This window comes from Pseudomonas sp. D4002, assembly GCF_013385665.1.
In the GTDB taxonomy this organism is placed as follows: Bacteria; Pseudomonadota; Gammaproteobacteria; order Pseudomonadales; family Pseudomonadaceae; genus Aquipseudomonas.
Genome location: NZ_JACAPN010000018.1, coordinates 408,771 through 433,265, shown reverse-complemented (window position 1 = coordinate 433,265; position 24,495 = coordinate 408,771). Strand labels below are relative to the sequence as shown.

At 60.6% G+C, this 24,495-nt stretch carries 18 protein-coding genes; 4 read left to right on the top strand and 14 right to left on the bottom strand.

The window, feature by feature from the left end; all coding sequences use genetic code 11:
- The 5 genes from HX824_RS13785 to sdhC form a co-directional block, all read right to left on the bottom strand.
- Positions 1 to 2,832 carry a 2-oxoglutarate dehydrogenase E1 component gene (locus HX824_RS13785; protein WP_003210570.1) on the bottom strand — a complete coding sequence of 944 codons (2,832 nt, stop codon included), beginning with the start codon at positions 2,830 to 2,832 and terminating at the stop codon, positions 1 to 3.
- A 262-nt stretch (positions 2,833 to 3,094) separates the two neighbouring features.
- Entirely contained in the window at positions 3,095 to 3,799 is a 705-nt protein-coding gene (locus HX824_RS13780; RefSeq protein WP_003210571.1) for a succinate dehydrogenase iron-sulfur subunit, read from the bottom strand.
- Positions 3,800 to 3,810: 11 nt separating this feature from the next.
- Entirely contained in the window at positions 3,811 to 5,586 is a 1,776-nt protein-coding gene (gene sdhA / locus HX824_RS13775) for a succinate dehydrogenase flavoprotein subunit (protein WP_003210572.1), read from the bottom strand.
- Between the two features lie 3 nt (positions 5,587 to 5,589).
- Positions 5,590 to 5,958: a succinate dehydrogenase, hydrophobic membrane anchor protein gene (sdhD, locus tag HX824_RS13770; RefSeq protein WP_177054673.1), complete on the bottom strand. Its 369-nt coding sequence runs from the start codon at positions 5,956 to 5,958 to the stop codon at positions 5,590 to 5,592.
- Entirely contained in the window at positions 5,952 to 6,326 is a 375-nt protein-coding gene (gene sdhC, locus HX824_RS13765) for a succinate dehydrogenase, cytochrome b556 subunit (protein WP_008433998.1), read from the bottom strand. Before sdhC ends, sdhD begins: the two co-directional genes overlap by 7 nt.
- A 363-nt stretch (positions 6,327 to 6,689) precedes the next feature.
- Here sdhC and gltA point away from each other — a divergent pair, with 363 nt between their 5' ends.
- The gene (gene gltA, locus HX824_RS13760; protein WP_003210575.1) at positions 6,690 to 7,979 is read left to right on the top strand and encodes a citrate synthase; all 1,290 of its coding nucleotides are present in this window, start codon (positions 6,690 to 6,692) and stop codon (positions 7,977 to 7,979) included.
- A gap of 162 nt (positions 7,980 to 8,141) precedes the next feature.
- Here gltA and HX824_RS13755 read toward each other — a convergent pair whose 3' ends face one another.
- The 3 genes from HX824_RS13755 to HX824_RS13745 all read right to left on the bottom strand — a co-directional run bounded on the left by HX824_RS13755 (position 8,142) and on the right by HX824_RS13745 (position 11,200).
- Positions 8,142 to 9,800: a cation acetate symporter gene (locus HX824_RS13755; RefSeq protein WP_003210576.1), complete on the bottom strand. Its 1,659-nt coding sequence runs from the start codon at positions 9,798 to 9,800 to the stop codon at positions 8,142 to 8,144.
- Entirely contained in the window at positions 9,797 to 10,108 is a 312-nt protein-coding gene (locus tag HX824_RS13750) for a DUF485 domain-containing protein (RefSeq protein ID WP_003210577.1), read from the bottom strand. The genes HX824_RS13755 and HX824_RS13750 overlap by 4 nt, the downstream gene beginning before the upstream one ends.
- Before the next feature lie 240 nt (positions 10,109 to 10,348).
- Entirely contained in the window at positions 10,349 to 11,200 is an 852-nt protein-coding gene (locus HX824_RS13745; protein ID WP_008433997.1) for a glycine betaine ABC transporter substrate-binding protein, read from the bottom strand.
- A 330-nt stretch (positions 11,201 to 11,530) separates the two neighbouring features.
- Here HX824_RS13745 and HX824_RS13740 point away from each other — a divergent pair, with 330 nt between their 5' ends.
- On the top strand, positions 11,531 to 13,084 hold the full coding sequence (locus HX824_RS13740; RefSeq protein ID WP_177054672.1) for a glycosyl hydrolase family 17 protein: 1,554 nt from the start codon (positions 11,531 to 11,533) through the stop codon (positions 13,082 to 13,084).
- 98 nt (positions 13,085 to 13,182) lie between these two features.
- Here HX824_RS13740 and HX824_RS13735 read toward each other — a convergent pair whose 3' ends face one another.
- Positions 13,183 to 13,551 (bottom strand): hypothetical protein, encoded by a 369-nt coding sequence (locus HX824_RS13735; RefSeq protein WP_003210580.1) that lies wholly within the window; start codon positions 13,549 to 13,551, stop codon positions 13,183 to 13,185.
- Between the two features lie 236 nt (positions 13,552 to 13,787).
- On the opposite strand from HX824_RS13735, the gene HX824_RS13730 reads away from it, so the two are divergent.
- Together HX824_RS13730 and HX824_RS13725 are read left to right on the top strand one after the other, a co-directional pair.
- Complete coding sequence (locus tag HX824_RS13730) at positions 13,788 to 15,086, top strand: hypothetical protein (RefSeq protein ID WP_003210581.1); 1,299 nt, start codon at positions 13,788 to 13,790, stop codon at positions 15,084 to 15,086.
- Entirely contained in the window at positions 15,079 to 15,867 is a 789-nt protein-coding gene (locus tag HX824_RS13725; protein ID WP_003210582.1) for a VacJ family lipoprotein, read from the top strand. Before HX824_RS13730 ends, HX824_RS13725 begins: the two co-directional genes overlap by 8 nt.
- 30 nt (positions 15,868 to 15,897) lie before the next feature.
- Here the strand turns inward: HX824_RS13725 and HX824_RS13720 are convergent, their stop codons facing one another.
- From HX824_RS13720 to HX824_RS13700, 5 genes are all read right to left on the bottom strand, one after another.
- Positions 15,898 to 17,889: an FUSC family protein gene (locus HX824_RS13720; protein WP_177054671.1), complete on the bottom strand. Its 1,992-nt coding sequence runs from the start codon at positions 17,887 to 17,889 to the stop codon at positions 15,898 to 15,900.
- 71 nt (positions 17,890 to 17,960) lie between these two features.
- The gene (locus tag HX824_RS13715; protein WP_134327091.1) at positions 17,961 to 18,944 is read right to left on the bottom strand and encodes a GlxA family transcriptional regulator; all 984 of its coding nucleotides are present in this window, start codon (positions 18,942 to 18,944) and stop codon (positions 17,961 to 17,963) included.
- Positions 18,945 to 18,978: 34 nt separating this feature from the next.
- Positions 18,979 to 19,884, bottom strand: coding sequence for a DUF808 domain-containing protein (locus HX824_RS13710; RefSeq protein ID WP_177008362.1), 906 nt, complete (start codon positions 19,882 to 19,884; stop codon positions 18,979 to 18,981).
- A gap of 66 nt (positions 19,885 to 19,950) precedes the next feature.
- A complete protein-coding gene (locus HX824_RS13705) occupies positions 19,951 to 21,372 on the bottom strand; it encodes an efflux transporter outer membrane subunit (protein ID WP_177054670.1) in 1,422 nt (473 codons plus the stop codon).
- Positions 21,369 to 24,494, bottom strand: a complete 3,126-nt coding sequence (locus tag HX824_RS13700; protein WP_177054685.1) for an efflux RND transporter permease subunit — start codon at positions 24,492 to 24,494, stop codon at positions 21,369 to 21,371. Before HX824_RS13700 ends, HX824_RS13705 begins: the two co-directional genes overlap by 4 nt.
- Between the last annotated feature and the right edge of the window lies 1 nt (position 24,495).

The window sequence follows — 24,495 nt, the reverse complement described above, 5'->3', positions numbered from 1 at the left end:
TTAAACAGTGAAAGCATCTTGCAGCAGTTTTTCCTGCTGTTCGGCGTGCATCGACGCATAACCACACGCAGGTGCAGCAGAAGCATCACGACCGGCGTACTCCAGGCCCAGTGCCTGTTTGTGATTGCCGATGCTGCGACGCAGATGATGCTGGCTGCTGTACCACGCGCCCTGGTTCATCGGTTCTTCCTGACACCACACCACATTGGTGAGGTTGGTGTAAGGCGCGATGGCCTCCATCAGGTCGTCTTCCGGGAACGGGTAAAGCTGCTCGATCCGCACGATGGCGATGTCTTCGCGGCCTTCGGCACGGCGTTTTTCCAGCAAATCGTAGTAAACCTTGCCGCTGCACAGGATCAGGCGAGTGACCTTGGCCGCGTCGAGGGTATCGATTTCTGAAATAACGGTCTGGAACGAACCATCCGCCAGATCTTCCAGGGTCGAGATGGCCAATTTATGACGCAGCAGCGATTTCGGCGTCAGCACTACCAGCGGCTTGCGCAGCGGGCGGATCACCTGGCGACGCAGCAAGTGGTAGATCTGGGCCGGGGTAGTCGGCACGCACACCTGGATGTTGTGCTCGGCGCACAATTGCAGGTAACGCTCCAGACGGGCCGAGGAGTGCTCCGGACCCTGACCTTCATAACCGTGTGGCAGCAGCATGGTCAGACCGCACAGACGGCCCCACTTGTGCTCGCCGCTGGTGATGAACTGGTCGATAACCACCTGGGCACCGTTGGCGAAGTCGCCGAACTGGGCTTCCCAGATCACCAGCGCCTGAGGCGTGGTGGTCGAGTAACCGTATTCGAACGCCAGTACGGCTTCTTCGGACAGGAACGAATCGTACAGGTCGAAACGTGGCTGGCCTTCGTACAGGTTCTGCAACGGGATGTAGGTGCCCGCGTCTTTCTGGTTGTGCAACACAGCGTGACGGTGCGAGAACGTACCGCGGCCGATGTCCTGGCCAGTCATGCGGATCGGGTGACCTTCGAACGCCAGGGTCGCGTACGCCATGGTTTCAGCGTAACCCCAGTTGATCGGCAGGCCGCCGGCTTGCATCTTCTGACGGTCTTCGTAGATCTTCGCAACCTGGCGCTGTACGACGAAACCGTCTGGGATTTCCAGCAGCTTGGCCGACAGTTCCTGCAGGGTCTTCAGATCGAACGAGGTGTCGTGACGCGCAGTCCAGGCGTGGCCCAGGTACGGACGCCAGTCAACGAACAGCTCTTTGTTCGGCTCCTTGACCAGGCTTTTCACGACATGCAGGCCGTTGTCCAGCGCGTTGCGGTATTCATCGATCTTCGCCTGAACACGTGCATCGTCCACCACGCCGGCCTTGATCAGGCTATCGGCATACAGCTCACGGGTGGTGCGCTGCTTGGTGATTTGCTGGTACATCAACGGTTGGGTGCCGCTAGGCTCATCCGCTTCGTTGTGACCGCGACGACGGTAGCAGACCAGGTCGATGACCACGTCACGCTTGAACTGCATGCGGTAATCGATGGCCAACTGGGTCACGAACAACACGGCCTCCGGATCATCACCATTCACATGGAGGATCGGCGCCTGAATCATCTTGGCAACGTCGGTCGCGTACTCGGTAGAGCGTGCGTCCAGCGGGTTGCTGATGGTGAAGCCCACCTGGTTGTTGATGACGATGTGAACGGTCCCGCCGGTCTTGAAGCCGCGAGTCTGCGACATCTGGAACGTTTCCAGGACCACACCCTGACCGGCGAACGCCGCGTCACCGTGGATGGAAATCGGCAGGACCTTCTCACCGGTGGAATCGTTACGACGATCTTGGCGCGCACGTACCGACCCCTCGACCACTGGAGAAACGATCTCCAGGTGGGATGGGTTGAACGCCATGGCCAGGTGAACTTCACCGCCGGTGGTCATTACGTTGGACGAGAAGCCCTGGTGATATTTAACGTCACCGGAACCCAGCTCGACCTTCTTCTTGCCTTCGAACTCGTCGAACAGCTCGCGCGGGTTCTTGCCGAAGGTGTTGACCAGCACGTTCAAACGGCCACGGTGGGCCATGCCGATCACGATTTCCTTGGTGCCGTAGGAACCGGAACGCTGGATCAGCTCGTCGAGCATCGGGATCAGGCTTTCGCCGCCTTCCAGGCCGAAACGCTTGGTGCCCGGGTATTTGGTGCCCAGGTATTTTTCCAGGCCTTCCGCTGCAGTGACGCGCTCGAGCAAGTGGCTCTTGACGTCCGCAGACAGCACCGGGCGACCACGCACGCCTTCAAGGCGGTGCTGGAACCAGTGGCGCTGCTCGGAATCAGTGATGTGCGTAAATTCGGCACCGATGGTGCGGCAATATGTCTGCTGCAACGCTTCGTGAATTTCGCGTAGGCTCGCTTCCTCTTTGCCGATGAACAGGTCGCCGGCACGGAAGGTCGTATCAAGATCGGCATTGGTCAAGCCGTAATGATTGATCGACAGGTCTGCAGGTGCAGGACGCTGCCACAGCCCCAGCGGGTCAAGCTGGGCTGCCTGGTGGCCACGCATACGGTAGGCCTGGATCAGTCGCAGTACTTCAACTTGCTTCTTCTCGTGCTCACTGCTCACGCTTGCGGCAGAAACCGGCTGGGCGCGGCGCTGGTTCTTTGCCAGCAGCACGAACTGATCGCGAATTGTTGCGTGCGATACATCGGTGGCAGCGTTGCCGTCTGAAGACAACGTCTGAAATTTGGTGCGCCATTCTTCTGGCACAGCGTTAGGGTCGTGCAGGTAGAGCTCATAAAGCTCTTCCACATAGGCAGCGTTACCACCTGAAAGATAGCCGCTGTTCCACATGCGCTGCATCACGCTTTCTTGCATGCTTGGTCACCCTCGATTTGGGGACACCACCGGCGAAAACACCGAGTTTGCTTGCAAAAGGCCAAGTGCAGCGACCAAAACAAGCCACTTAGGATCACGCTGATAGTTCGGGTACCAACCCGAATGCCCCTGCTTGTCTCATTTCTTCAAAATAAGAGCCGCGTCTTTGTAAGTCGCTGCTCAAGTTAAAACTACGGCGCCGGTTGAAGCCTGCGCCGTAGCATCTACGGGCACAACGGTCCTGCTTTTACTACAACGTCGGTTACACGCCGCTTTGCAGCAGCATGCTACGTACGTGACCAATGGCCTTAGTCGGGTTCAGGCCTTTGGGACATACGTTGACGCAGTTCATGATCCCGCGGCAGCGGAATACGCTGAACGGGTCATCCAGCGAAGCCAGACGCTCGGCAGTCTTGGTGTCACGGCTGTCTGCCAGGAAGCGGTACGCTTGCAGCAGGGCAGCTGGGCCCAGGAACTTGTCGGGGTTCCACCAGAAGGACGGGCAGGAAGTCGAGCAGCAAGCGCACAGGATGCACTCGTACAGACCGTCCAGCTTCTCGCGCTCTTCCGGAGTCTGCAGACGCTCGATGGCCGGAGCCGGCGTGTCGTTCTGCAGGAATGGCTTAACCTTCTCGTATTGCTTGTAGAAGATGCTCATATCGACGACCAGGTCACGGATAACCGGCAAACCTGGCAGCGGACGAACAACCAACTTGTTGCCTTTCACCACGGAAGACAGCGGCGTGATGCACGCCAGGCCGTTCTTGCCGTTGATGTTCATGCCGTCGGAGCCGCAGACACCTTCACGGCAAGAGCGACGATAGGAGAAACCCTCGTCCTGCTCTTTAACCAGGGCCAGCACGTCCAGCACCATCAGGTCCTTACCACCGGTATCGACCTGGAATTCCTGCATGAACGGCGCAGCGTCCTGATCAGGGTTGTAGCGATAAACACTGACTTTCAACATGGCAGCCACCCTTAGTAAGTCCGAATCTTCGGTTCAAACGTCGGAACCGTCTTCGGCGAGAAGTTCACGGCACGCTTGGTTACGCGCTTGTCACCCGGGAAGTACAGGGTGTGGCACAACCAGTTTTCGTCGTCGCGGTCTTCATAGTCTTCACGAGCGTGAGCACCACGGGATTCTTTACGAACCTCGGCGGCGATCGCAGTCGCTTCAGCCACTTCCAGCAGGTTTTGCAGCTCAAGGGCTTCGATTCGAGCGGTGTTGAACGCCTGGCTCTTGTCGTTGATCTTGACGTTGGCGATGCGCGTACGCAGGTCAGCCAGCTGGGCGATACCTTTCTGCATGTATTCGCCGGTACGGAACACACCGAAGTAGTTCTGCATGCAGCTTTGCAGCTCTTTGCGCAGGGAGGCGACGTCTTCGCCATCGGTACGCGAGTTCAGGCCATCCAGACGTGCCAGGGCAGCGTCGATGTCGGACTGGCGTGGACGAGCGTAATCAACGCCTTCCTTCAGGGTCTGTTCCAGGAACAGGCCGGCAGCACGACCGAATACCACCAGGTCGAGCAGCGAGTTGCCGCCCAGACGGTTGGCACCGTGAACCGATACGCACGCCACTTCACCTACCGCGAACAGACCAGGGATGATCTGGTCAACGCCGTCGGCGTCCTGGGTGATCGCCTGGCCATGAATGTTGGTGGCAACGCCGCCCATCATATAGTGGCAAGTTGGAACAACCGGGATCGGCGCAACAGCCGGGTCAACGTGGGCAAAGGTCTTGGACAGCTCCATGATGCCTGGCAGACGGCTGTGCAGCACTTCTTCACCGAGGTGATCGAGCTTCAGCATCACGTGGTCGCCATCGGGACCACAGCCGTTACCGGCGATGATCTCTTTAACCATGGAACGGGCTACAACGTCACGACCGGCAAGGTCTTTGGCGTTCGGAGCATAACGCTCCATGAAGCGCTCGCCGTTCTTGTTGATCAGGTAACCACCTTCACCACGGCAACCTTCTGTAACCAGTACACCGGCGCCGGCGATGCCGGTCGGGTGGAACTGCCACATTTCGATGTCTTGTACCGGAACGCCTGCACGCAGGGCCATGCCGATACCGTCACCGGTGTTGATCAGGGCGTTGGTAGTCGAAGAGTAGATACGGCCTGCACCGCCGGTCGCCAATACGGTGGCGTTAGCCCGCACGTAAGAGGTTTCGCCGGTTTCGATGCAGATAACGATCATGCCTACAAAGGCACCGTCTTCGTTCTTCACCAGGTCGACGCCGTAGTATTCGTTGAGGAATACGGTGCCGGCCTTCAGGTTGGCCTGGTACAGGGTGTGCAACAGCGCGTGACCGGTACGGTCGGCTGCGGCACAGGTACGAGCGGCCTGGCCACCCTTACCGAAGTCTTTCGACTGACCGCCGAACGGACGCTGGTAGATGCGACCCTGTTCGGTACGGGAGAACGGCAGACCCATGTGCTCCAGCTCGAAGACCGCTTCCGGGCCTACGGAGCACATGTATTCGATAGCGTCCTGGTCACCGATATAGTCGGAACCCTTGACGGTATCGTACATGTGCCAGCGCCAGTCATCGTTTGGATCGGCGGACGCGATGGCGCAGGTGATGCCACCCTGGGCCGAAACGGTGTGGGAACGGGTCGGGAACACCTTGGTGATCACGGCAGTCTTGTGACCGCCCTGGGCCAGTTGCAGCGCAGCGCGCATGCCGGCACCGCCGCCGCCAATGATGATGGCGTCGAATGAAAGCGTATTAACTGTGTTAGCCATGAATCAGATACCCCAAAGAATCTGCACACCCCAGACGAAGTAAGCGAACATCGCGACGCCGCATACTGCCTGGAAGAGAAACCGTACTGCTGTCGCGGACTTGCCCAGCGCCATCGGCGTCAGGTAGTCGGTCGCGATGGTCCACATGCCAACCCAGGCGTGAGCGCCCAGGGCTACAAGGGCCAGCAGACTGAAGATGCGCATCCCGTTGTGAGCGAACAGGCCGTGCCATTGGGCGTAGCCAATGGCAGGGTTCGCCGCGAGGTACCCGATCAGGAAGATGAAATAAGCCGCGAGAACAACCGCAGACACACGTTGCGCCATCCAGTCATAGAGGCCCGAACGCGACAGGTTCGTAACGCTGGTTACCATATCCAAACTCCCGCCAGAACGATCAGCACCACGGAAATGGCGATGACGATTTTCGAGCCCAGCTTGCCGCCTTCCAGCGTCTCACCGATACCCATGTCCATGATCAAGTGGCGAATACCGGCCACAAGGTGATAAAGCAGAGCGGACAGGAGGCCCCAGGCGACGAATTTGGCCAGCGGACTGGTCAAGCATGCCTTCACCTCGGCGTACCCTTCTTCCGAACCCAGGGATTTGCTCAATGCATAAAGCATGATGCCCAGGCCAAGAAACAGGATGATGCCGGATACACGGTGCAGGAACGACGTTACGCCGGTGATGGGGAGTTTGATGGTCCTTAGGTCTAGGTTTACAGGTCGTTGGCTATTCACGGCTTTTTTTCACACTGAAGAGCCCCTAACAATCAGGGCAAAGTTGTTGGGGAGTGCACTGGTCAGGTAACCACCACCCAGGGAGTGCGACCCCCATCAAAACGGGCCCAAAAGCCCCTGGCGGTCGGAGGCCGAGTATAGACAGTTAGGCAACTAATGACAACGCGCACTCCTCACCCTAATAGCGCATTGCGCTGGCGGCATAAAAGGCGTAAACGGCAGGTAATTTCGAGGAAAAAGTACGGTTAAAGCCTTCTGGAGCAAGACTTTAGGCAAATTGACATCTGAATTTATCTCACTATAGTGGTGCGGGCCCTGCGTGGGGGGTCTGTCTGATGATTTGAAGCATAAATAGGAGGCCACATGGCTGACAAAAAAGCGCAGTTGATCATCGAGGGCGCAGCCCCCGTCGAGCTGCCCATTTTAACCGGCACCGTTGGTCCCGATGTTATCGACGTACGGGGCCTGACGGCCACGGGCCGTTTTACATTCGACCCAGGCTTCATGTCGACCGCCTCATGCGAGTCGAAGATCACCTATATCGACGGTGATAACGGTATCCTGCTGCACCGCGGCTACCCGATCGAACAGCTTGCTGAACAGTCGGACTACCTGGAAACCTGCTACTTGCTGCTTAATGGCGAATTGCCAACAGCTGAGCAAAAGGCCCAGTTTGTCAGCACCGTGAAGAACCACACCATGGTTCACGAGCAGTTGAAGACCTTCTTCAACGGCTTCCGTCGCGACGCCCACCCGATGGCCGTCATGTGCGGCGTAGTCGGCGCCCTGTCGGCCTTCTATCACGACTCCCTGGACATCAATAACCCGCAGCATCGCGAAATCTCCGCGATCCGCCTGGTTGCCAAGATGCCGACCCTGGCCGCAATGGTTTACAAGTACTCCATGGGCCAACCCATGATGTACCCGCGCAACGACCTGACGTACGCGGAAAACTTCCTGCACATGATGTTCAACACCCCGTGCGAGATCAAACCGATCAGCCCGGTGCTGGCCGCCGCGATGGACAAGATCTTCATCCTCCACGCCGACCACGAACAGAACGCCTCGACGTCTACCGTGCGCCTGGCGGGCTCCTCGGGCGCCAACCCGTTCGCTTGTATCGCCGCCGGTATCGCCGCACTGTGGGGCCCTGCCCACGGCGGCGCGAACGAAGCCGTATTGACCATGCTCGATGAAATCGGCGATGTCTCGAACATCGACAAGTTCATCGCCAAGGCCAAGGACAAGAACGATCCGTTCAAGTTGATGGGCTTCGGTCACCGGGTCTACAAGAACCGCGACCCGCGCGCCACCGTAATGAAGAAGACCTGCGACGAAGTGTTGAAGGAACTGGGCATCAAGAACGATCCGCAACTCGAACTGGCCATGCGCCTGGAAGAGATCGCCCTGACCGACCCGTACTTCATCGAGCGCTCGCTGTACCCGAACGTCGACTTCTACTCGGGGATCATCCTCAAGGCGATCGGCATTCCAACCAGCATGTTCACCGTGATCTTCGCCCTGGCGCGGACCGTGGGCTGGATCTCCCACTGGAAAGAAATGCTCTCCAGCCCGTACAAGATTGGCCGTCCGCGCCAGCTGTACACCGGCTACGAGTCGCGTGACATCACCAAGCTGGAAGACCGCAAGTAAGCTGATCGCTACTTGGCTACACCGAAAACGGCCTCCCTTGATAGAGAGGCCGTTTTTATTTGTGCCGGATTTGAGAAACAGTTTTGTCGTATCTGTTACCAATAAAGGCAAAAAAAAGCCCCGATCTCACGACCGGGGCATTTTTTTGTAACTGTTACAGGCTTAGTGGCTAACCGCCCCACTCGCCCCCAGGCCAGTCTGCGAACGCACAAACTGCGGGAAGTACAGCGCACGTTCCTTCTCTGCCGCCGCCGACTTGTCGGTGATGGAGAAGAACCAGATGCCGATGAACGCAATGATCATCGAGAACAGCGCCGGGTACTCGTAAGGGAAGATCGCCTTCTCATGGTGCAGGATCGAGACCCAGATGGTTGGACCGAGGATCATCAGGCCAACGGCACTGATCAAGCCCAGCCAGCCACCAATCATCGCACCGCGGGTAGTGAGGTTTTTCCAGTACATGGAAAGCAGCAGCACCGGGAAGTTACAGCTGGCCGCAATGGAGAACGCCAGGCCCACCATGAACGCGATGTTCTGGCTTTCAAACAGGATGCCCAAGCCAATCGCCAGCACTGCCAGGGCGATGGTGGTGATCTTCGATACGCGAATCTCATCCTTCTCGTTGGCCTTGCCTTTCTTGATCACGCTGGCGTACAGGTCATGGGACACCGCCGAAGCACCCGCCAGGGTCAAACCGGCAACCACTGCCAGGATGGTGGCAAACGCCACGGCCGAGATGAAGCCCAGGAAGATACTGCCGCCCACCGCGTTGGCCAGGTGCACCGCCGCCATGTTGTTACCGCCGAGCAAGGCACCTGCAGCATCCTTGAACGCCGGGTTGGTGCTGACCAGCAGGATCGCGCCGAAGCCGATGATGAAGGTCAGGATATAGAAGTAGCCGATGAAGCCAGTGGCATACAGCACGCTCTTGCGCGCTTCCTTTGCGTCACTCACAGTGAAGAAGCGCATCAGGATGTGCGGCAGGCCGGCGGTACCGAACATCAGTGCCAGGCCGAGGGAGAACGCCGAAATCGGGTCTTTCACCAGGCCGCCCGGGCTCATGATCGCTTCACCTTTAGGGTGAACCTTGATCGCCTCGGCAAACAACATGTTGAAGTCGAAGTTGACGTGTTTCATCACCATCAGCGCCATGAACGAGGCACCGGACAGCAACAGCACTGCCTTGATGATCTGCACCCAGGTGGTCGCCAGCATGCCGCCGAACAACACATAGAGGCACATCAGGATGCCTACCAGGATCACCGCGACGTGATAATCCAGGCCGAACAGCAGCTGGATCAGCTTGCCCGCGCCAACCATCTGCGCGATCAGGTAGAACGCCACCACCACCAAAGAGCCACAGGCCGACAGGCTGCGGATCTGGGTTTGCCCCAGGCGATAGGACGCCACGTCGGCAAAGGTGTATTTGCCCAGGTTACGCAGGCGCTCGGCGATCAGGAACAGAATGATCGGCCAGCCCACCAGGAAGCCGATGGAGTAGATCAGGCCATCGTAGCCGGAGGTGAACACCAGCGCGGAAATCCCCAGGAAGGAGGCTGCCGACATGTAGTCACCGGCAATCGCCAGACCGTTCTGGAACCCGGTGATCTTGCCGCCGGCCGCATAGTAGTCGGCCGCCGACTTGTTGCGCTTGGACGCCCAGTAGGTGATGCACAAGGTCGCGCCGACGAAGGCCACGAACATCAGGATCGCTGCGATATTCAGCGGTTGTTTATGCACTTCGCCGGTCAGTGCATCGGCCGCCCAAACGGCAGGTGCAAAGGCCGAAGCGCCGAGTACAGCCAATAGACGACGGATCATTGCGCAGCCTCCTTGAGAATCGCGTTGTTCAAGTCGTCGAATTCGCCGTTGGCGCGTCGTACATAGATGCCGGTGAGGACGAAGGCCGACACAATCAGCCCGACCCCGATCGGGATCCCCCACGTGATGGACGAACCGGGGCTGATCTTGGCCCCCAGTATTTGCGGCCCATAGGCAATCAGAAGAATGAAAGCGGAGTAAAGCCCAAGCATGATTGCCGAGAGAATCCAGGCGAATCTTTCCCTTTTACTAACCAGCTCCTTGAAACGCGGGCTGTTTTGAATCGAGAGGTAAATGCTGTCGTTCATTGTTTTTATCCTCGCAGCACAGCTTTTTATTATTGGAACATATCCACTGTATGCGGCTGAGGAACAGGTTCCAGACGACCTTAGTAGTAGAAGGAGTGTAGCGAGGGTTTACGGGTGTGCAGAAACAATTGTAGGAGCGAGCTTGCTCGCGAAAAACGTCAACGGTAACGCGTTCATTCTGGATGATCGCGGTGCCCTTGCGTTCTTCGCGAGCAAGCTCGCTCCTACAGTTTTAACGCCTTATTTAGCGGTCCACTCGGCGACACGTTCAGGGTGCTTGGCCACCCAGTCCTTGGCCGCCGCTTCAGGCTTGGCGCCCTCTTGGATCGCCAGCATGACTTCGCCGATTTCATCCTTGGAGGCCCACTGGAATTTCTTCAGGAACGCCACGACCTCCGGGGCTTTCTTTTCCAGGCCTTTGCTGCCGATGCTGTTGACGGTCTCAGCAGCACCATAAATTCCTTTTGGGTCGTCCAGGAAACGCAGTTTCCACTTGGCGAACATCCAGTGTGGCACCCAGCCGGTGACCGCAATGGATTCCTGTTTGTCTTCGGCACGGGTCAACTCGGCGATCATCGCCGCGCCCGAGCTGGCTTGCAGCTTGTAGTCCAGGCCATAGGCCTTGATTGCTTCGTCGGTCTTGAGCATCACACCTGAACCGGCGTCGATACCCACGATCTTGTTCTTGAAGGTGGTGTCGGTCTTGAGGTCTTCGATGGATTTGGCTTTCACGTACTCAGGCACGATCAGGCCGATCTTGGCGTCCTTGAAGTTGGGGCCGTAGTCGACCACCTTGTCCTTGTTCTTGGCCCAGTATTCACCGTGGGTCACCGGCAACCAGGCGGAGAGCATGGCGTCGAGTTTGCCGGTGGCCACGCCTTGCCACATGATCCCGGTGGCGACCGCTTGCAGTTTCACGTCATAACCGAGCTTTTGCTTGATCACTTCTGCCGCCACGTGGGTGGTGGCGACACTGTCCGACCAGCCATCCACATAGCCGATGCTCAGGGTTTTGCTGTCGGCGCTGGCCAGTGTGGAGCTCATCGCAACTACCAGAGTGGCAGCTGCGCCCAAGAGTCGTCGCATCTTCATAGTGCTTCCCCGAAAGTGCTGCGCCCGGCGGATGCCGAGCGACGTCAACCTGTTGTTATGTGGTGCACCGCGCCCCCTTCACGCGCATCGATCACGTGGGTGCCTCATCAGTGGAGGGCTGACACTTCGATCATCAACCTGCTGCCACAAGCGACCTGCTCTGACTGCGACCTCAGGTAAGCAAGAAACGACATCACATCGCCAGCAGGATGATTTGTAGGACATTCACCGACGATCCCGCCCGAACTTTGCATGTCAAAATTATGCGGCCCCACTGGGACGGCTCAAATCCGGGTAAGATGCGCGCCTTTGCCCCCAGACGGCCTGATCATGCCCGCGACTGCACGTTTCCCGCTCCTGCCCTATTTATTTGCCCTGATCCTCGGTGTGCTGGCCCTCGGCGGCTATTGGTACGGCCTTGGCCAACCGGTGGTGCTGCCGGACGTGGCCAGCGCCAGCCACAAGCTGCAATGTGCGTCCTACACGCCCTTCGACAAAGACCAGTCGCCATTCGACCAGCCGTTCAAACTGCGCCCCGAGCGCATGGATGCCGACCTGGCGTTGCTGTCCACCCGTTTCGAATGCATTCGCACCTACTCCCAGACCGGCCTTGAAGACTTGCCGGCACTGGCGCGCAAACACGGCCTGAAGCTGATGAGCGGCGCATGGGTCAGCAGTGATCCGGTGGCCACCGCCAAGGAAGTCGAGGCACTGATCGCTTCGGCCAATGCCAACCCCGACGTCGTCACCTCGGTGATCGTCGGCAACGAAACCCTGCTGCGCAAGGAAGTCACCGCCGGGCAGTTGGTCAAGTTGATCCATCACGTCAAGGACCATATCAAGCAACCGGTCACCTATGCCGATGTGTGGGAGTTCTGGCTGCAACACCCGGAAATCGCCCCGGCCGTGGACTTCCTGACCATCCACCTGCTGCCGTACTGGGAAGATGACCCCTCGGGCATCGACCAGGCGCTCAAACACGTGGGCGATGTGCGCCAGACCTTCGGCAACAAGTTCGCCCCCAAGGACGTGATGATCGGCGAGACCGGCTGGCCGAGCGAAGGCCGCCAGCGGGAAACGGCGGTGCCGAGCCGGGTCAACGAAGCGAAATTCATGCGCGGGTTCGTGGCCATGGCCGAAGCCAATGGCTGGCACTACAACCTGATCGAAGCCTTTGACCAGCCGTGGAAACGTGCCAGTGAAGGGGCGGTGGGGGGTTACTGGGGCCTGTTTGATGCGGACCGCCAGGACAAGGGCGTGCTCGCCGGCCCGGTGACCAATGTGCCGTACTGGCCGCTGTGGCTGGGGGTTGGCGGGATCATCCTGCTGGGCACGCTGCTGCTGGGTGGCCGCGTGCGCACGACCCGGGCTGCGTTGTTGTTGCCATTGCTGGGCGCCGTGGCGGCCTGCTCGATCGGCACCTGGGCCGAGTTGAACCGGGTCACCGCGCGCTTCACGGATGAGTGGGTGTGGGCTGGATTGCTGGTGGCCTTGAACCTTGCGGTACTGGCTCACGCCGCCCTGGCGTTGAGTACGCGAGAAGGTTGGCGCGAACGCGCCTTCAACTGGCTGGAGCAGCGCGCTGGCTGGCTGGTGGCAATCGCCGGGTTTGCCGGTGCGGTCATGATGCTGGCGCTGGTATTTGACCCGCGTTACCGCAGCTTCCCGAGTGCCGCGCTGGTGCTGCCGGCGCTGGTGTACCTGGTGCGTCCGGTGAGCGGGCTGCGGCGGGAGATTGCATTGCTGGCGTTCATCATCGGTGCCGGTATTGCGCCGCAGTTGTTCCGTGAAGGGTTGATGAACCAGCAGGCGTGGGGTTGGGCGGTGGTGAGCCTGCTCATGGTCGTAGCCTTGTGGCGTTGCTTACGGGTGCGCAAGGCTTAAGACCGCTTTCGCGAGCAAGCCCGCTCCCACACTCGACCGCATTCCAAGGGATGTACTCGGTCAAATGTGGGAGCGGGCTTGCTCGCGAAGAGGCCCTGTCAGGCAACGCGAGGCTTACGGACCAACCGCAACCCCGCAATCACCACCGCAAACACCGCAAACGTCGTGTTGTACAACGCCAACGCCGGAAATCCGAACACCAGCGCCAACACCGCCAAACCCCACCCGGCCCGGCCCGGCACGAAAAACGCCAGCACCGCCGTGACCAGCGCCGCCCAGCCCAGCACCTTGAAGTGAATCATCAACCCCAGGTTGGAACGCACCTGGCATTCCCAGCGGCTGGCTTCGTCAGCGCAAATGCCCACCCAACGGCCATCCTCCATGAATCCGTAACGCGCGCCATAACTGGCGGCCAGCCAAAGCGGCAGGGCAATAAGCAACAGGATCAGCGGAAAACGGCGGGACATGGGGCACTCCGATAGGCGAAAACGGCGCCCAGCTTAATCCCCCGGTGGCCGTTGGCAAGTTTTGCAAACAGATAAGTGTTCATTAAGGCGTGCCAAAGTGTATCGTCTCGCTACTATTACCCCGATTCCGACGTTTTTTCCGACTTTTAGTGCCGAAGGCTGGCACTTCGGCAGCAACGCGGTGGTCATAGCCTGCGAACTCCACTTCAGCACGTTTTCCTCTTAGGGATTTAGTCATGCTCCGTTCCTTGCGCTGTGCGGCCCTGTTGGGCAGCCTTTTTCTGAGTGCGTCAGCACTGGCGGTCGATATCGACCAGGCCAGCTATGGCTACCCTTTGACCAACCCGTTTGAAGCGACCATCGCCACCACCCCGCCGAACCTGCGGCCGGAACTGCCATCGGACGATCAAATCAATCAGTCCGACTACACCCTGACGATGCGTCCCGAGCGCGAGTTCAGCCTGCCTGACAACTTCTGGGCGGTGAAGAAACTCACCTACCGCATCGCCAAGCAGGACCGTGCCGCACCGCTGATCTTCCTGATCGCCGGCACCGGCGCACGCTTTGACAGCACCATCAACGAATACCTGAAAAAGCTCTACTACAAGGCCGGCTACCACGTCGTCCAGCTGTCGTCCCCCACCAGCTTCGACTTCATCGCCGCCGCCTCGCGCTTCGCCACTCCCGGCATCAGCCAGGAAGACGCCGAAGACATGTACCGCGTGATGCAGGCCGTACGCGCGCAAAACCCGACGCTGCCCGTGACCGACTTCTACCTCACCGGCTACAGCCTCGGCGCCCTCGACGCAGCCTTTGTCAGCAAGCTGGATGAAACCCGTCGCAGCTTCAACTTCAAGAAAGTCCTGCTGCTGAACCCGCCGGTCAACCTCTATACCTCGATCACCAACCTCGACAAGCTGGTGCAGACCGAGGTGAAGGGCATCAACAACAGCACCACCTTCTATGAGCTGGTGTTGAACAAACTGACCCGCTACTTCCAGCAAAAGGGCTACATCGACCTCAACGATGCCCTGCTCTACGACTTCCAGAACTCCAAGGAACACCTGACCAACGAACAGATGGCGATGCTGATCGGCACCTCGTTCCGCTTCTCGGCGGCCGACATTGCCTTCACCTCGGACCTGATCAACCGTCGCGGCCTGATCATCCCGCCCAAGTACCCGATCAGCGAAGGCACCAGCCTCACGCCGTTCCTCAAGCGTGCGCTGCAGTGCGACTTCGACTGCTACCTCACCGAACAGGTGATCCCGATGTGGCGCGCCCGTTCCGACGGCGGCAGCCTGCTGCAACTGGTTGACCAGGTCAGCCTGTATGCCCTCAAGGACTACCTGCACGACAGCCCGAAAATTGCCGTCATGCACAACGCCGACGACGTGATCCTGGGCCCGGGCGACCTTGGCTTCCTGCGTAAAACCTTCGGCGATCGCTTGACCGTCTACCCCCTGGGCGGCCATTGCGGCAACCTCAACTACCGCGTCAACGCCGACGCCATGCTGGAGTTCTTCCGTGGCTAAATATCTTCTGCTGCTCGCCGCCCTGATGTGCGCGGGCGTGGCCAATGCCGACAACAGCAAGGCCCACACGCCAACCGTAGTGGACTCCGACGGCTTCAAGGAGCCCCTGAGCCACCTCAAGTTCAACCCTGGCCTGGACCAGCGTGAGTTCGAGCGCTCGTCGGTCAACGCGCTGAATGTCTACGACCCGCTGGAGTCGTGGAACCGCCGGGTCTACCACTTCAACTACCGCTTCGACCAGTGGGTGTTCCTGCCGGTGGTGGACGGTTACCGCTATGTCACCCCGAGCTTCCTGCGTACCGGCGTCAGCAACTTCTTCAACAACCTCGGGGATGTACCCAACCTGCTGAACAGCCTGCTGCAGCTCAAGGGCCATCGTTCCCTGGAAACCACCGGCCGCCTGCTGCTCAACACCACCATCGGCATCGCCGGCCTGTGGGACCCGGCCACCGCCATGGGCCTGCCGCGCCAGAGCGAAGACTTCGGCCAGACCCTGGGCTTCTACGGTGTACCGGGCGGCGCCTACCTGGTGCTGCCGCTGTTTGGTCCGTCGAACCTGCGGGATACCACCGGCCTGCTGGTGGACTACGGCGCCGAGACCGAGATCAACTTCCTGAACGTGTCCAAGGTCAGCGAAAACCACCCGGAAATCTGGGCCCTGCGCGCCGTCGACAAGCGCTACCAGACCAGCTTCCGCTACGGCCAGATGAACTCGCCGTTCGAGTATGAAAAGGTGCGCTACGTGTACACCGAGGCGCGCAAGTTGCAGATCGCCGAGTAATGCCCCGTGTAGGCGCTGGCTTGCCAGCGCCTACATCCCCCGCCGACACCACTTACGCCACGTAAACCGCAGTTGCAGCACCGCCGCCCTGGCCATTTCCCGATCCTGCTCCGCCAATCCCGAAGGCTGTTCAAGCGCTTCAAGCATCGCAACGCTGGCCGCATCCATCAGCGACTCATTCGCCACGCTCGGTCCACCCTCCTCCAACACCGACTCCAATGCCCGCAAATAGCGATCGCGCTCAATCGCCAACGCACCCCGGCTGTCCGCCAGGCAGGCGCGCAACTCCAGCAACTCATCCCCCAGGTCCAGCCCCAGCAATCCGTTATCCCAGTGGACACGGCGATCGGCAGGCAAGGTTTCGCTGTAGCGCGACAAGCGAATCAGCCGGTCCGCCATGCGCCCGCCAAACCAGCTTTCAGCCTGCTCCAGGGGACGGGAAGTCAATTGCGCCAGGTCGAACAATGAAGCCTTGAACATCCGCCGATAGTGATGCTCGCCGGGATTGAGCTGGATCAGCCGAAACACCACCACGGCAATCCCGACCCCCACCAGCGTCGCGATGGCCTTGTTGAGGAACGCGGCGAAGTCATAGGTCATCACATTGCTGGGCCCTACGTTGTTGACGAAAAAGATGCAGAACGCCGAGGCCGTGGCCGCCAGCTTGAGGCGGCTCATGCACAACGAGGCGAAAAACAGCGGCACTCCCAACGCCAGGCATAACAAGGGAAAGCCATCGAAGCCGGGCAACAGCACGAAGCACACAAAACCGGCCACCGGGATCGACAGCGCTATGCCCTTGAGGAAGTTAAGGCTGGAAGCCGACGGGTTTTCCCGCGCTGCAAACAGGCTCAACACCACGCCACAAATCGATACCGCGCCCAAACCCGAAGGCCATGCCGTAAAGATCCAGAACGCCGCGACCGCCAGAAACGCCAACGCACTGCGCAGCCCACCAAGCACCCCCTGCTCGATATCCCGGTGCCAGGACATCGCCCCCGGTGCGCCGGGCGGCACCCTGCCCTGCTCGACCGCCGACAGCGTCAATGCACCCAGCTCAATCAAGCGCAACACCTGCGCCAGTTGCACCAGGCAAAAGTGCGCCTCCTGGCCAAGCTGCGGATCCTGCAACGCCAGGCCAAGCCGTTGTGACAACCCGGGCAGCTCATCAAGGCGCTCCTGCTGCAACGCCAAAGCCACCGCTTCAATCAGTGGCCCGACCGCCGCCGTTTCATCGAGCATCATCCGCTGGCGCGCCACGCCCCGCGCCGCCCGCAGCAGGCTAAGCAGATCACGGCTGAGCACCCGCAAGGCCTGGGAGCGGCGCCGGCCCTTGGGCCCTTCAAACCAGGCATGGTCGCGCTGGCTGTCCACCGCCACCAGGCGGCTCAATGCTTCGAGCAAGCCTTTACGCTGGTCGGTACCCAACAGCTCCGAAGCGGCAGCCCGCACCCCGGCCTGCCAGGCGGCGCGCGCCTGAACCGCCAGCACCTGCTCGACCCGGCGCGGCCATAGAATCGTACTGGCGATGGAGGCACAAAGAATCCCCAGGCTGATCTCCTGGCAGCGTGCCACCGCCTCATCGAACACTCCCAGCGGTGCCGCCGTAGCGGGTAGCGCAATAATCGCCGTGGTGTAACCCGCCAGCACAAACCCATAGGACGCATGATTGCGCAGCAAGGATGCCCCCGTGGTGCAGAACGCCAGCCACAGCGCCATGCACAGCAGGAACAACAACGGCGCCTGGCCAAATACACCGATCATCGCGATGGAAACCATGGCCCCGACAAACGTACCCACCAGCCGATAGGCGCCTTTGGCCAGGACCATGCCGCTGGTGGACTGGCCCACGATAAATACGGTGGTCAGGGCCCATTGCGGTTGCTGCAAGTCAAAACAGAAGGCCAGGTACAACGCGACCCCGCCGGCGATCATGTTGCGCAAGGCAAACAGCAGATCGCTACGGGACGGGGTCAACGTCGCCTGCCAGAAATCAGGGAGCTGGAAGGTGGAGGATTTCATTAAACCTACATATAGATAGCAAGCTAATGATTAGCATCGTATCTATATTTGTGGCGAATGCCAATCTCAGGCTATTTGACCAGGCGCTTTTCCTTGGATGGCCTGTAGCCAAAGTAGGCGCTGTAGCACTTGCTGAAATGGCTCGGCGAGACAAACCCGCAGGCCACCAGCACGTCCACCTGGGACAGCTCGGTGTGTTGCAGCAGCCGACGGGCCTCGGTGATGCGCAGTTCCAGGTAATAACGCTGGGGCGTGGTGCCAAGCTGCTCCTTGAACAAACGCTCCAACTGGCGTCGGGAACGGCCCGCATAAACGGCCAGTTGCTCAAGCTCCAGAGGCTCTTCGAGGTTGGCGTCCATCAGGTTGACCACCTCGCGCAGGGGTGCGCTCAAGCACACGTTTTCCGTGGGTTTCACCCGCCGGTAGCGCGACTCCTCAAACGCCAGGATGTCCTCGATTCCCTCCACCAGCGCTTTGCCGTACAGCCCCTTGATCCAGTCCAGCGCCATATGAAATGCACCGGAAGGGCTCGACGCCGTCAGCCGGTCGCGATCAATCACATAGGGTTCGCTGCTGACCTGCGTCGCCTTGCAGAAATCAGCGAGGGCCGGGCGATGTTCCGGGTGCACGGCGCAGCGGTAGCCGCCCAGCAACCCCGCACGCCCCAGGAACCACGCACCATTCCACAAACCGGCCAGGCTCACACCCTGCTCCGAGGCGCTTTTCAGCAGGTGGATAAACTCCTCCGCAGCCTTCAGTTCAGTGCGATAGCCACCGCATATCACCAACAGGTCCAACTCTTTAAGCACCGAAGACTCAAGCCGCGCATCGGGCCGGATCACCAGCCCCAGGTCACTGATCACCTCGCCTTCCCGCAAGCCGAAGGTCGAGGTAGAAAAAGAAGCGGGCCGCAGCAGGTTGGCGGTGATCAGCGTATCCAGCGCCTGGGTAAACGCCGGCAGCGAGAAATGTTCGAGCAACACAAATCCCGCACGCACCGTCTGACGGGCCTCGCCGGGATTTTCATTCAGGTAGCGGAGGTTTTTGCCTTTCATGCCTCCGCTGAATTGCCGTCGCTCGATCAAATGCCTATGCCCTCACACGCTTCCAGAGGTTACCCACCACGCTGACCACCGCCAACACCACGGCCCCGGCAATGATCCCCGCCACGGCATTGAGCAACGTCGGCATCAACCACGCCAGGCCGCCAGTACTCTGGCTCACGGTCTCGATCCAGTGATGCACCACCGGCACACCGTGGGTCAGGATCCCACCGCCGACCATGAACATCGCCGCCGTACCGATCACCGACAGGCTTTTCATCATGTACGGCGCCGCCCGCAGGATCGCCCCGCCGATGCTGCGCGCCGCCTGGCCGGGCTTCTGGGTGAGCCACAGGCCCAGGTCATCGAGTTTGACGATACCGGCCACCAAGCCGTAGACGCCGATGGTCATGACGATGGCGATACCCGACAACACGATCACTTGCTGCATCAGCGGTGCATCGGCCACGGTACCGAGGGTGATGGCGATGATTTCGGCGGAGAGGATGAAGTCGGTACGGATCGCGCCCTTGATCTTGTCCTTCTCGAAGGCCACCAGGTCCGTGGCCGGATCCGCCACGGCTTCCACCAGGTGCGCCTGCTCTTCGGTGCGTTTGTGGAAGAAGCTATGGGCGAGTTTTTCGAAACCTTCAAAACACAGGTAAGCGCCGCCCAGCATCAACAACGGCGTGACCGCCCACGGCGCAAACGCGCTGATCAGCAACGCAGCCGGCACCAAAATCAGCTTGTTGACGAACGAGCCCTTGGCCACCGCCCACACCACCGGGATTTCCCGCTCGGCGCGCACCCCGGAGACTTGCTGGGCATTCAACGCCAGGTCATCCCCCAACACGCCGGCGGTTTTCTTCGCGGCCATCTTGGTCATCAACGCCACATCATCGAGCACCGCGGCGATGTCGTCGATCAATACCAGCAAACTGCTTCCTGCCATGGCTCAGGCTTCCGTGATTCAAAGTGCGCCGAGAATAACGCGGCGCACACCGGGTTAGCGAGCCGTTCAGCGCGCAGGCGTTTGCCAGCCCCCGCCAAGGCTCTGGATCAGCGCCACACTGCCCTGGCTGAGCTGGCCCTGGGTGTCGCGAAGATTCTGCTCGGCTTGCAGCAACACCAGTTGCTGGGTCAGCACGGCCTCCTGGCTCACGGTGCCGGCGCGCAACTGTGCTTCCTGGCTGCCGAACAGTTGCTGATTACGCTGGTACACCTGCTGGAACGCATCGGCCTGGGTTTGCAGGTGGTTGATTGCCGACAGGTTGTCTTCAACGTTCTGCAAGGCGCTGAGCACGGTGCCCTTGTAGGTCGCGGCGATCTGGTCATAGCTGGCCTCGGCCTGCTTGACCGCCGCTTCGCGGGCGCCGCCGTCAAACAGGGTTTCCGCCAGCGCCGGGCCCAACGTCCAGATGCGATTGGGCAGGGAGAACAACCCGCCCAACGCACTGCCGCGGTAACCGGCCTCGGCAGTCAGATCCAGCGTAGGGAAGAACGCAGCTTCGGCCACGCCGATTTTCGCGTTGGCCGCCGCTGCCGAGCGCTCCGCCGCCACCACATCGGGACGCCGTTGCAGCAGGGTAGACGGCAAGGTCAACGGTGGCCGCGGGACCACGAAGCTGTAGTCATTGCGCACCGCCACGCTGAATTCACTCGGCGCCACGCCCACCAGCACGGCCAGCGCGTGTTCGTATTGCTCGCGGTCGCGCAGGGAGGTCTGCAAGTCGGCAATCGAGGTGGTCAACTGGTCCTGAGCCACCAGCAACTGGTCGTTGGTGGCGACGCCCTGGGTGAACTGCACCTGGATCATGTCCAGCAGTTGCTGGTTGATCTTCTGTTGTTGCTGCAACAGGCGCACGTCGATGTCCATCTGCCGCAGGGCGAGGTAGTTACTCGCCACGCTGGAACTGATGGACAGCCGCACCCCGGCCAGCAACGCATCCGATTGCTGGGCCGTCGCCTGGCTGGACTCTATCCCGCGCCGCACCAGGCCCCACAGGTCCGGCTCCCAACTGGCGGTCAAGGTTGCGCTGACGCTGTTCGCGACGCCGCCCGTCGTGGTGCCGGTAGTCGACGTACCGCTGCCGCTGCCCGCCGTTCCCCGCGAACCCGACAACCCTACGCCAACGGTGGGCCACAACCCTGCCCGGCTGGACGCCACCTGCGCCTGGGCCAGACGATAAGCCGCCTCCGCCGCGATGATCGACTGGTTGGCCTTGGCCGAGCGCGCCACCAAATCGTTCAGTACCGGATCCTGATAAGCCAGCCACCACTGACTGTCCATCGCCCCTTGGGGGTTAGCCGCCGCGCGCTGCCACTGCGCGCCTTCCTTGAACGACAGCGGCAGCTCCATGGCGGGCTTCTGGTAATCGGGCCCGACCATGCAGCCGCCGAGCAGCAGGCTGATGCAAAGCACGCTGTATTTCACGTTCATAACCTTGCTTCCTTACGCCGACCCAGGCGCTGTGACGCCCGGTCGAGCCACAGGTAGATCACCGGGGTGGTGTACAGCGTCAGCACCTGGCTGAACAGCAGGCCACCAATAATCGAAATCCCCAACGGCCGGCGCAACTCAGAGCCATAACCGGTGCCGAGCACCAGCGGCAGCGCGCCAAGGATCGCCGCCAGGGTGGTCATCATGATCGGCCGGAAACGGATCAAGCACGCCCGGCGAATCGCTTCCTTGGCCGTGAGGCCGAACTCCCGCCGCTCGGTGATCGCGAAGTCGATCATCATGATCGCGTTTTTCTTCACGATACCAATCAACAGAATCACCCCCACCAGCGCAATGATCGACAGCTCGGTGCCGGTCAGCAGCAAGGCGATCAACGCACCGACGCCGGCCGAGGGCAGGGTCGACAGAATGGTCAGCGGGTGCGTCAGGTTTTCGTAGAGGATGCCCAGCACGATATACACGCACAGCAACGCAGCGACGATCAGCAGCGGCTCACTGGCCACCGACGACTGGAACACCTGGGCCGTACCGGCAAACTGGCCGACCACACTGGCGGGCATGCGCAGCTGCTTCACCGCATCGTCCACCATCGCCGTGGCCTGGCCGATGGACGTGCCGGGCGCCAGGTTGAACGAGACTGTCACCGCCGGGAACGTGCCCTGGTGACTGATGGAAATTGCGGTGCGCGCCACCGTGTTATCCGCCAGTGCCGAGAGTGGCACCAGGGTCTGCCCGGTGGTCAGGTTGGGCGCCGCCGTGGTGCCCTTGGTGGTCGTGGCCTGGGTGCCCGTCGGCACATAAATGCCCTTGAGCGCGGAAGGGTCGGTCCAGTATTCCGGCGCGATTTCCATCACCACGTGGTACTGGTTAGCCGCGCGATACAGAGTCGCGACCTGGCGCTGGCCAAAGGCGTCGTACAGCGTCTGGTCGACCGCCGAGACACTCACCCCGAGGCGCGCCGCCGTGTCCCGGTTGATTTGCACATTGGCCAGCAAGCTGTTGTCTTGCTGGTCGGTATTGAGGTCGGTGAGTTGCGGCAATTTGCGCAGCACCGCCACCACCTTGGGCACCCATTCGTCCAGCGACTCCTGGTCATCGGCGGTCAGGGTGTATTGGTATTGCGCGCCACTTTGCCGGCCACCCACGGTGATGTCCTGGGCCGACTGCAAATACAGCTTGGTGCCCGGCAAGTCGCCGAGGCTGCGGCGGATCTGGCCGATGATTTCGGTGGCGTTGTCCTTGCGCTCGCCCAGGGGCTTGAGCAATACAAACATCTGCGCGCTGTTGACCGCCCCGCCGCCCCCTCCGCCACCGCCGACAAACCCGGCGACGGTTTCGACGTTCGGGTTTTTCATCACCTTGCGGTTGATCTCGGTGAAGTCCTTCTGCATCGCCCCATAGGAAATGCTCTGGTTCGCCAGGATGCTGCCCTGCAAGCGCCCGGTATCTTCCTGGGGGAAAAAACCCTTGGGCACCAGCACGTACAACACGCCGGCGAGCACGATCACCAACACCGTCACAAAACCCATCAGCACCGTATGGTCGATCACCCAACCGAGGGTGCGATCGTAGAAGCGGTGAAAGCGCGAATCCGGGTGTTCATTGCCTTCATGAATCTCTTTCGGCGCGCGCAGCAGCACGCTGGCGAGCATCGGTGTAACCGTCAGCGAGATCAGCATCGAGATCACGATGGCCACCGACAACGACACCGAAAACTCGCGGAACAGCCGCCCGACAATCCCGCCCATCAGCAGCAGCGGAATAAACACCGCCACCAGCGACACGCTGATGGTCAGTACCGTGAAGCCGACTTCCTGGGCACCGGCCAGCGCCGCTTCCACCCGGGTCTTGCCGCGCTCCAGGTGGCGCATGATGTTTTCCACCACCACAATCGCATCGTCCACCACAAAGCCGGTGGAAATCGTCAGCGCCATGAGTGACAGGTTGTTCAGGCTGTAGCCGAGGAAGTACATCGCGCCGAAGGTGCCGAGCAGCGACAGCGGCACCACAATCGCCGGCACCAGGGTGCTGCGCCAGTCGCGGAAGAAGCCGAAGGTCACCAGGGTCACCAGCAGGATCGACACCAGCAACGTGATCTCGACGTCATGCAACGAGGCGCGAATGGTGGTGGTGCGGTCCATCAGCAGGTTGAGCTTGATCGTCGCCGGAATCGAGCTTTGCAGGAACGGCAGCGAGGCCTTCACCGCGTCCACCGTCTCGATCACATTGGCGCCCGGCTGCTTGAACACCACCAGCAATACCGCCGGCTTGCCGTTGGACAGGCCGAAGTTGCGCAGGTCCTGCACGTCTTCGCGCACGTAGCCCAGGTCGGCGATATGGATCAGGTCGCCGTTGTGGGCCTTGACCACCAGCGGCCCGTAGTCCTTTTCATCGAGCAACTGGTCATTCGCCGCAATGCCGTAGTTACGGTCGCCGATGGCCACGTTGCCCTTGGGCAAGTTGACGTTGGAGGCGTTGATCACCTGGCGCACCTGCTCCAGGCTGACGCCGTACTGGTTGAGCCGATCGGGGTTCAATTCCACCCGCACCGCCGGCAGCGCGCCGCCGCCCACCGTCACGTCACCGACCCCGGTGGTCTGCAACAACTTCTGCTCCAACAGGGTCGAGGCCACGTCATACATCTGCCCCGGCGTGGCGCTGTCGGAGGTCAGGCTGATGATCAGAATCGGCGAATCCGCCGGGTTGACCTTGCGGTACGTCGGGTTGCCGGACAGGTCGCTGGGCAGGTTGCTGCGGGCGGCATTGATCGCCGCCTGCACATCCCGCGCGGCGCCGTCGATGTCGCGATTCAGGTCGAACTGCAAAATGATCCGCGCCGAGCCCAAGCTGCTGGACGAGGTCATCTGCGTGACCCCGGCAATCTGCCCGAACTGGCGCTCCAGGGGCGTGGCCACTGAACTGGCGACGGTGGTCGGATCGGCGCCGGGCAACGAGGCGCTGACGCTGATGGTGGGGAAATCCACCTCCGGCAACGGCGCCACCGGCAACAGCATGAAGGCCAGCGCGCCAAACAGCGCGAGGCCGGCCGCCATCAAGGTGGTTGCAATCGGGCGGCGAACAAACGGCGCGCTGAGGTTCATT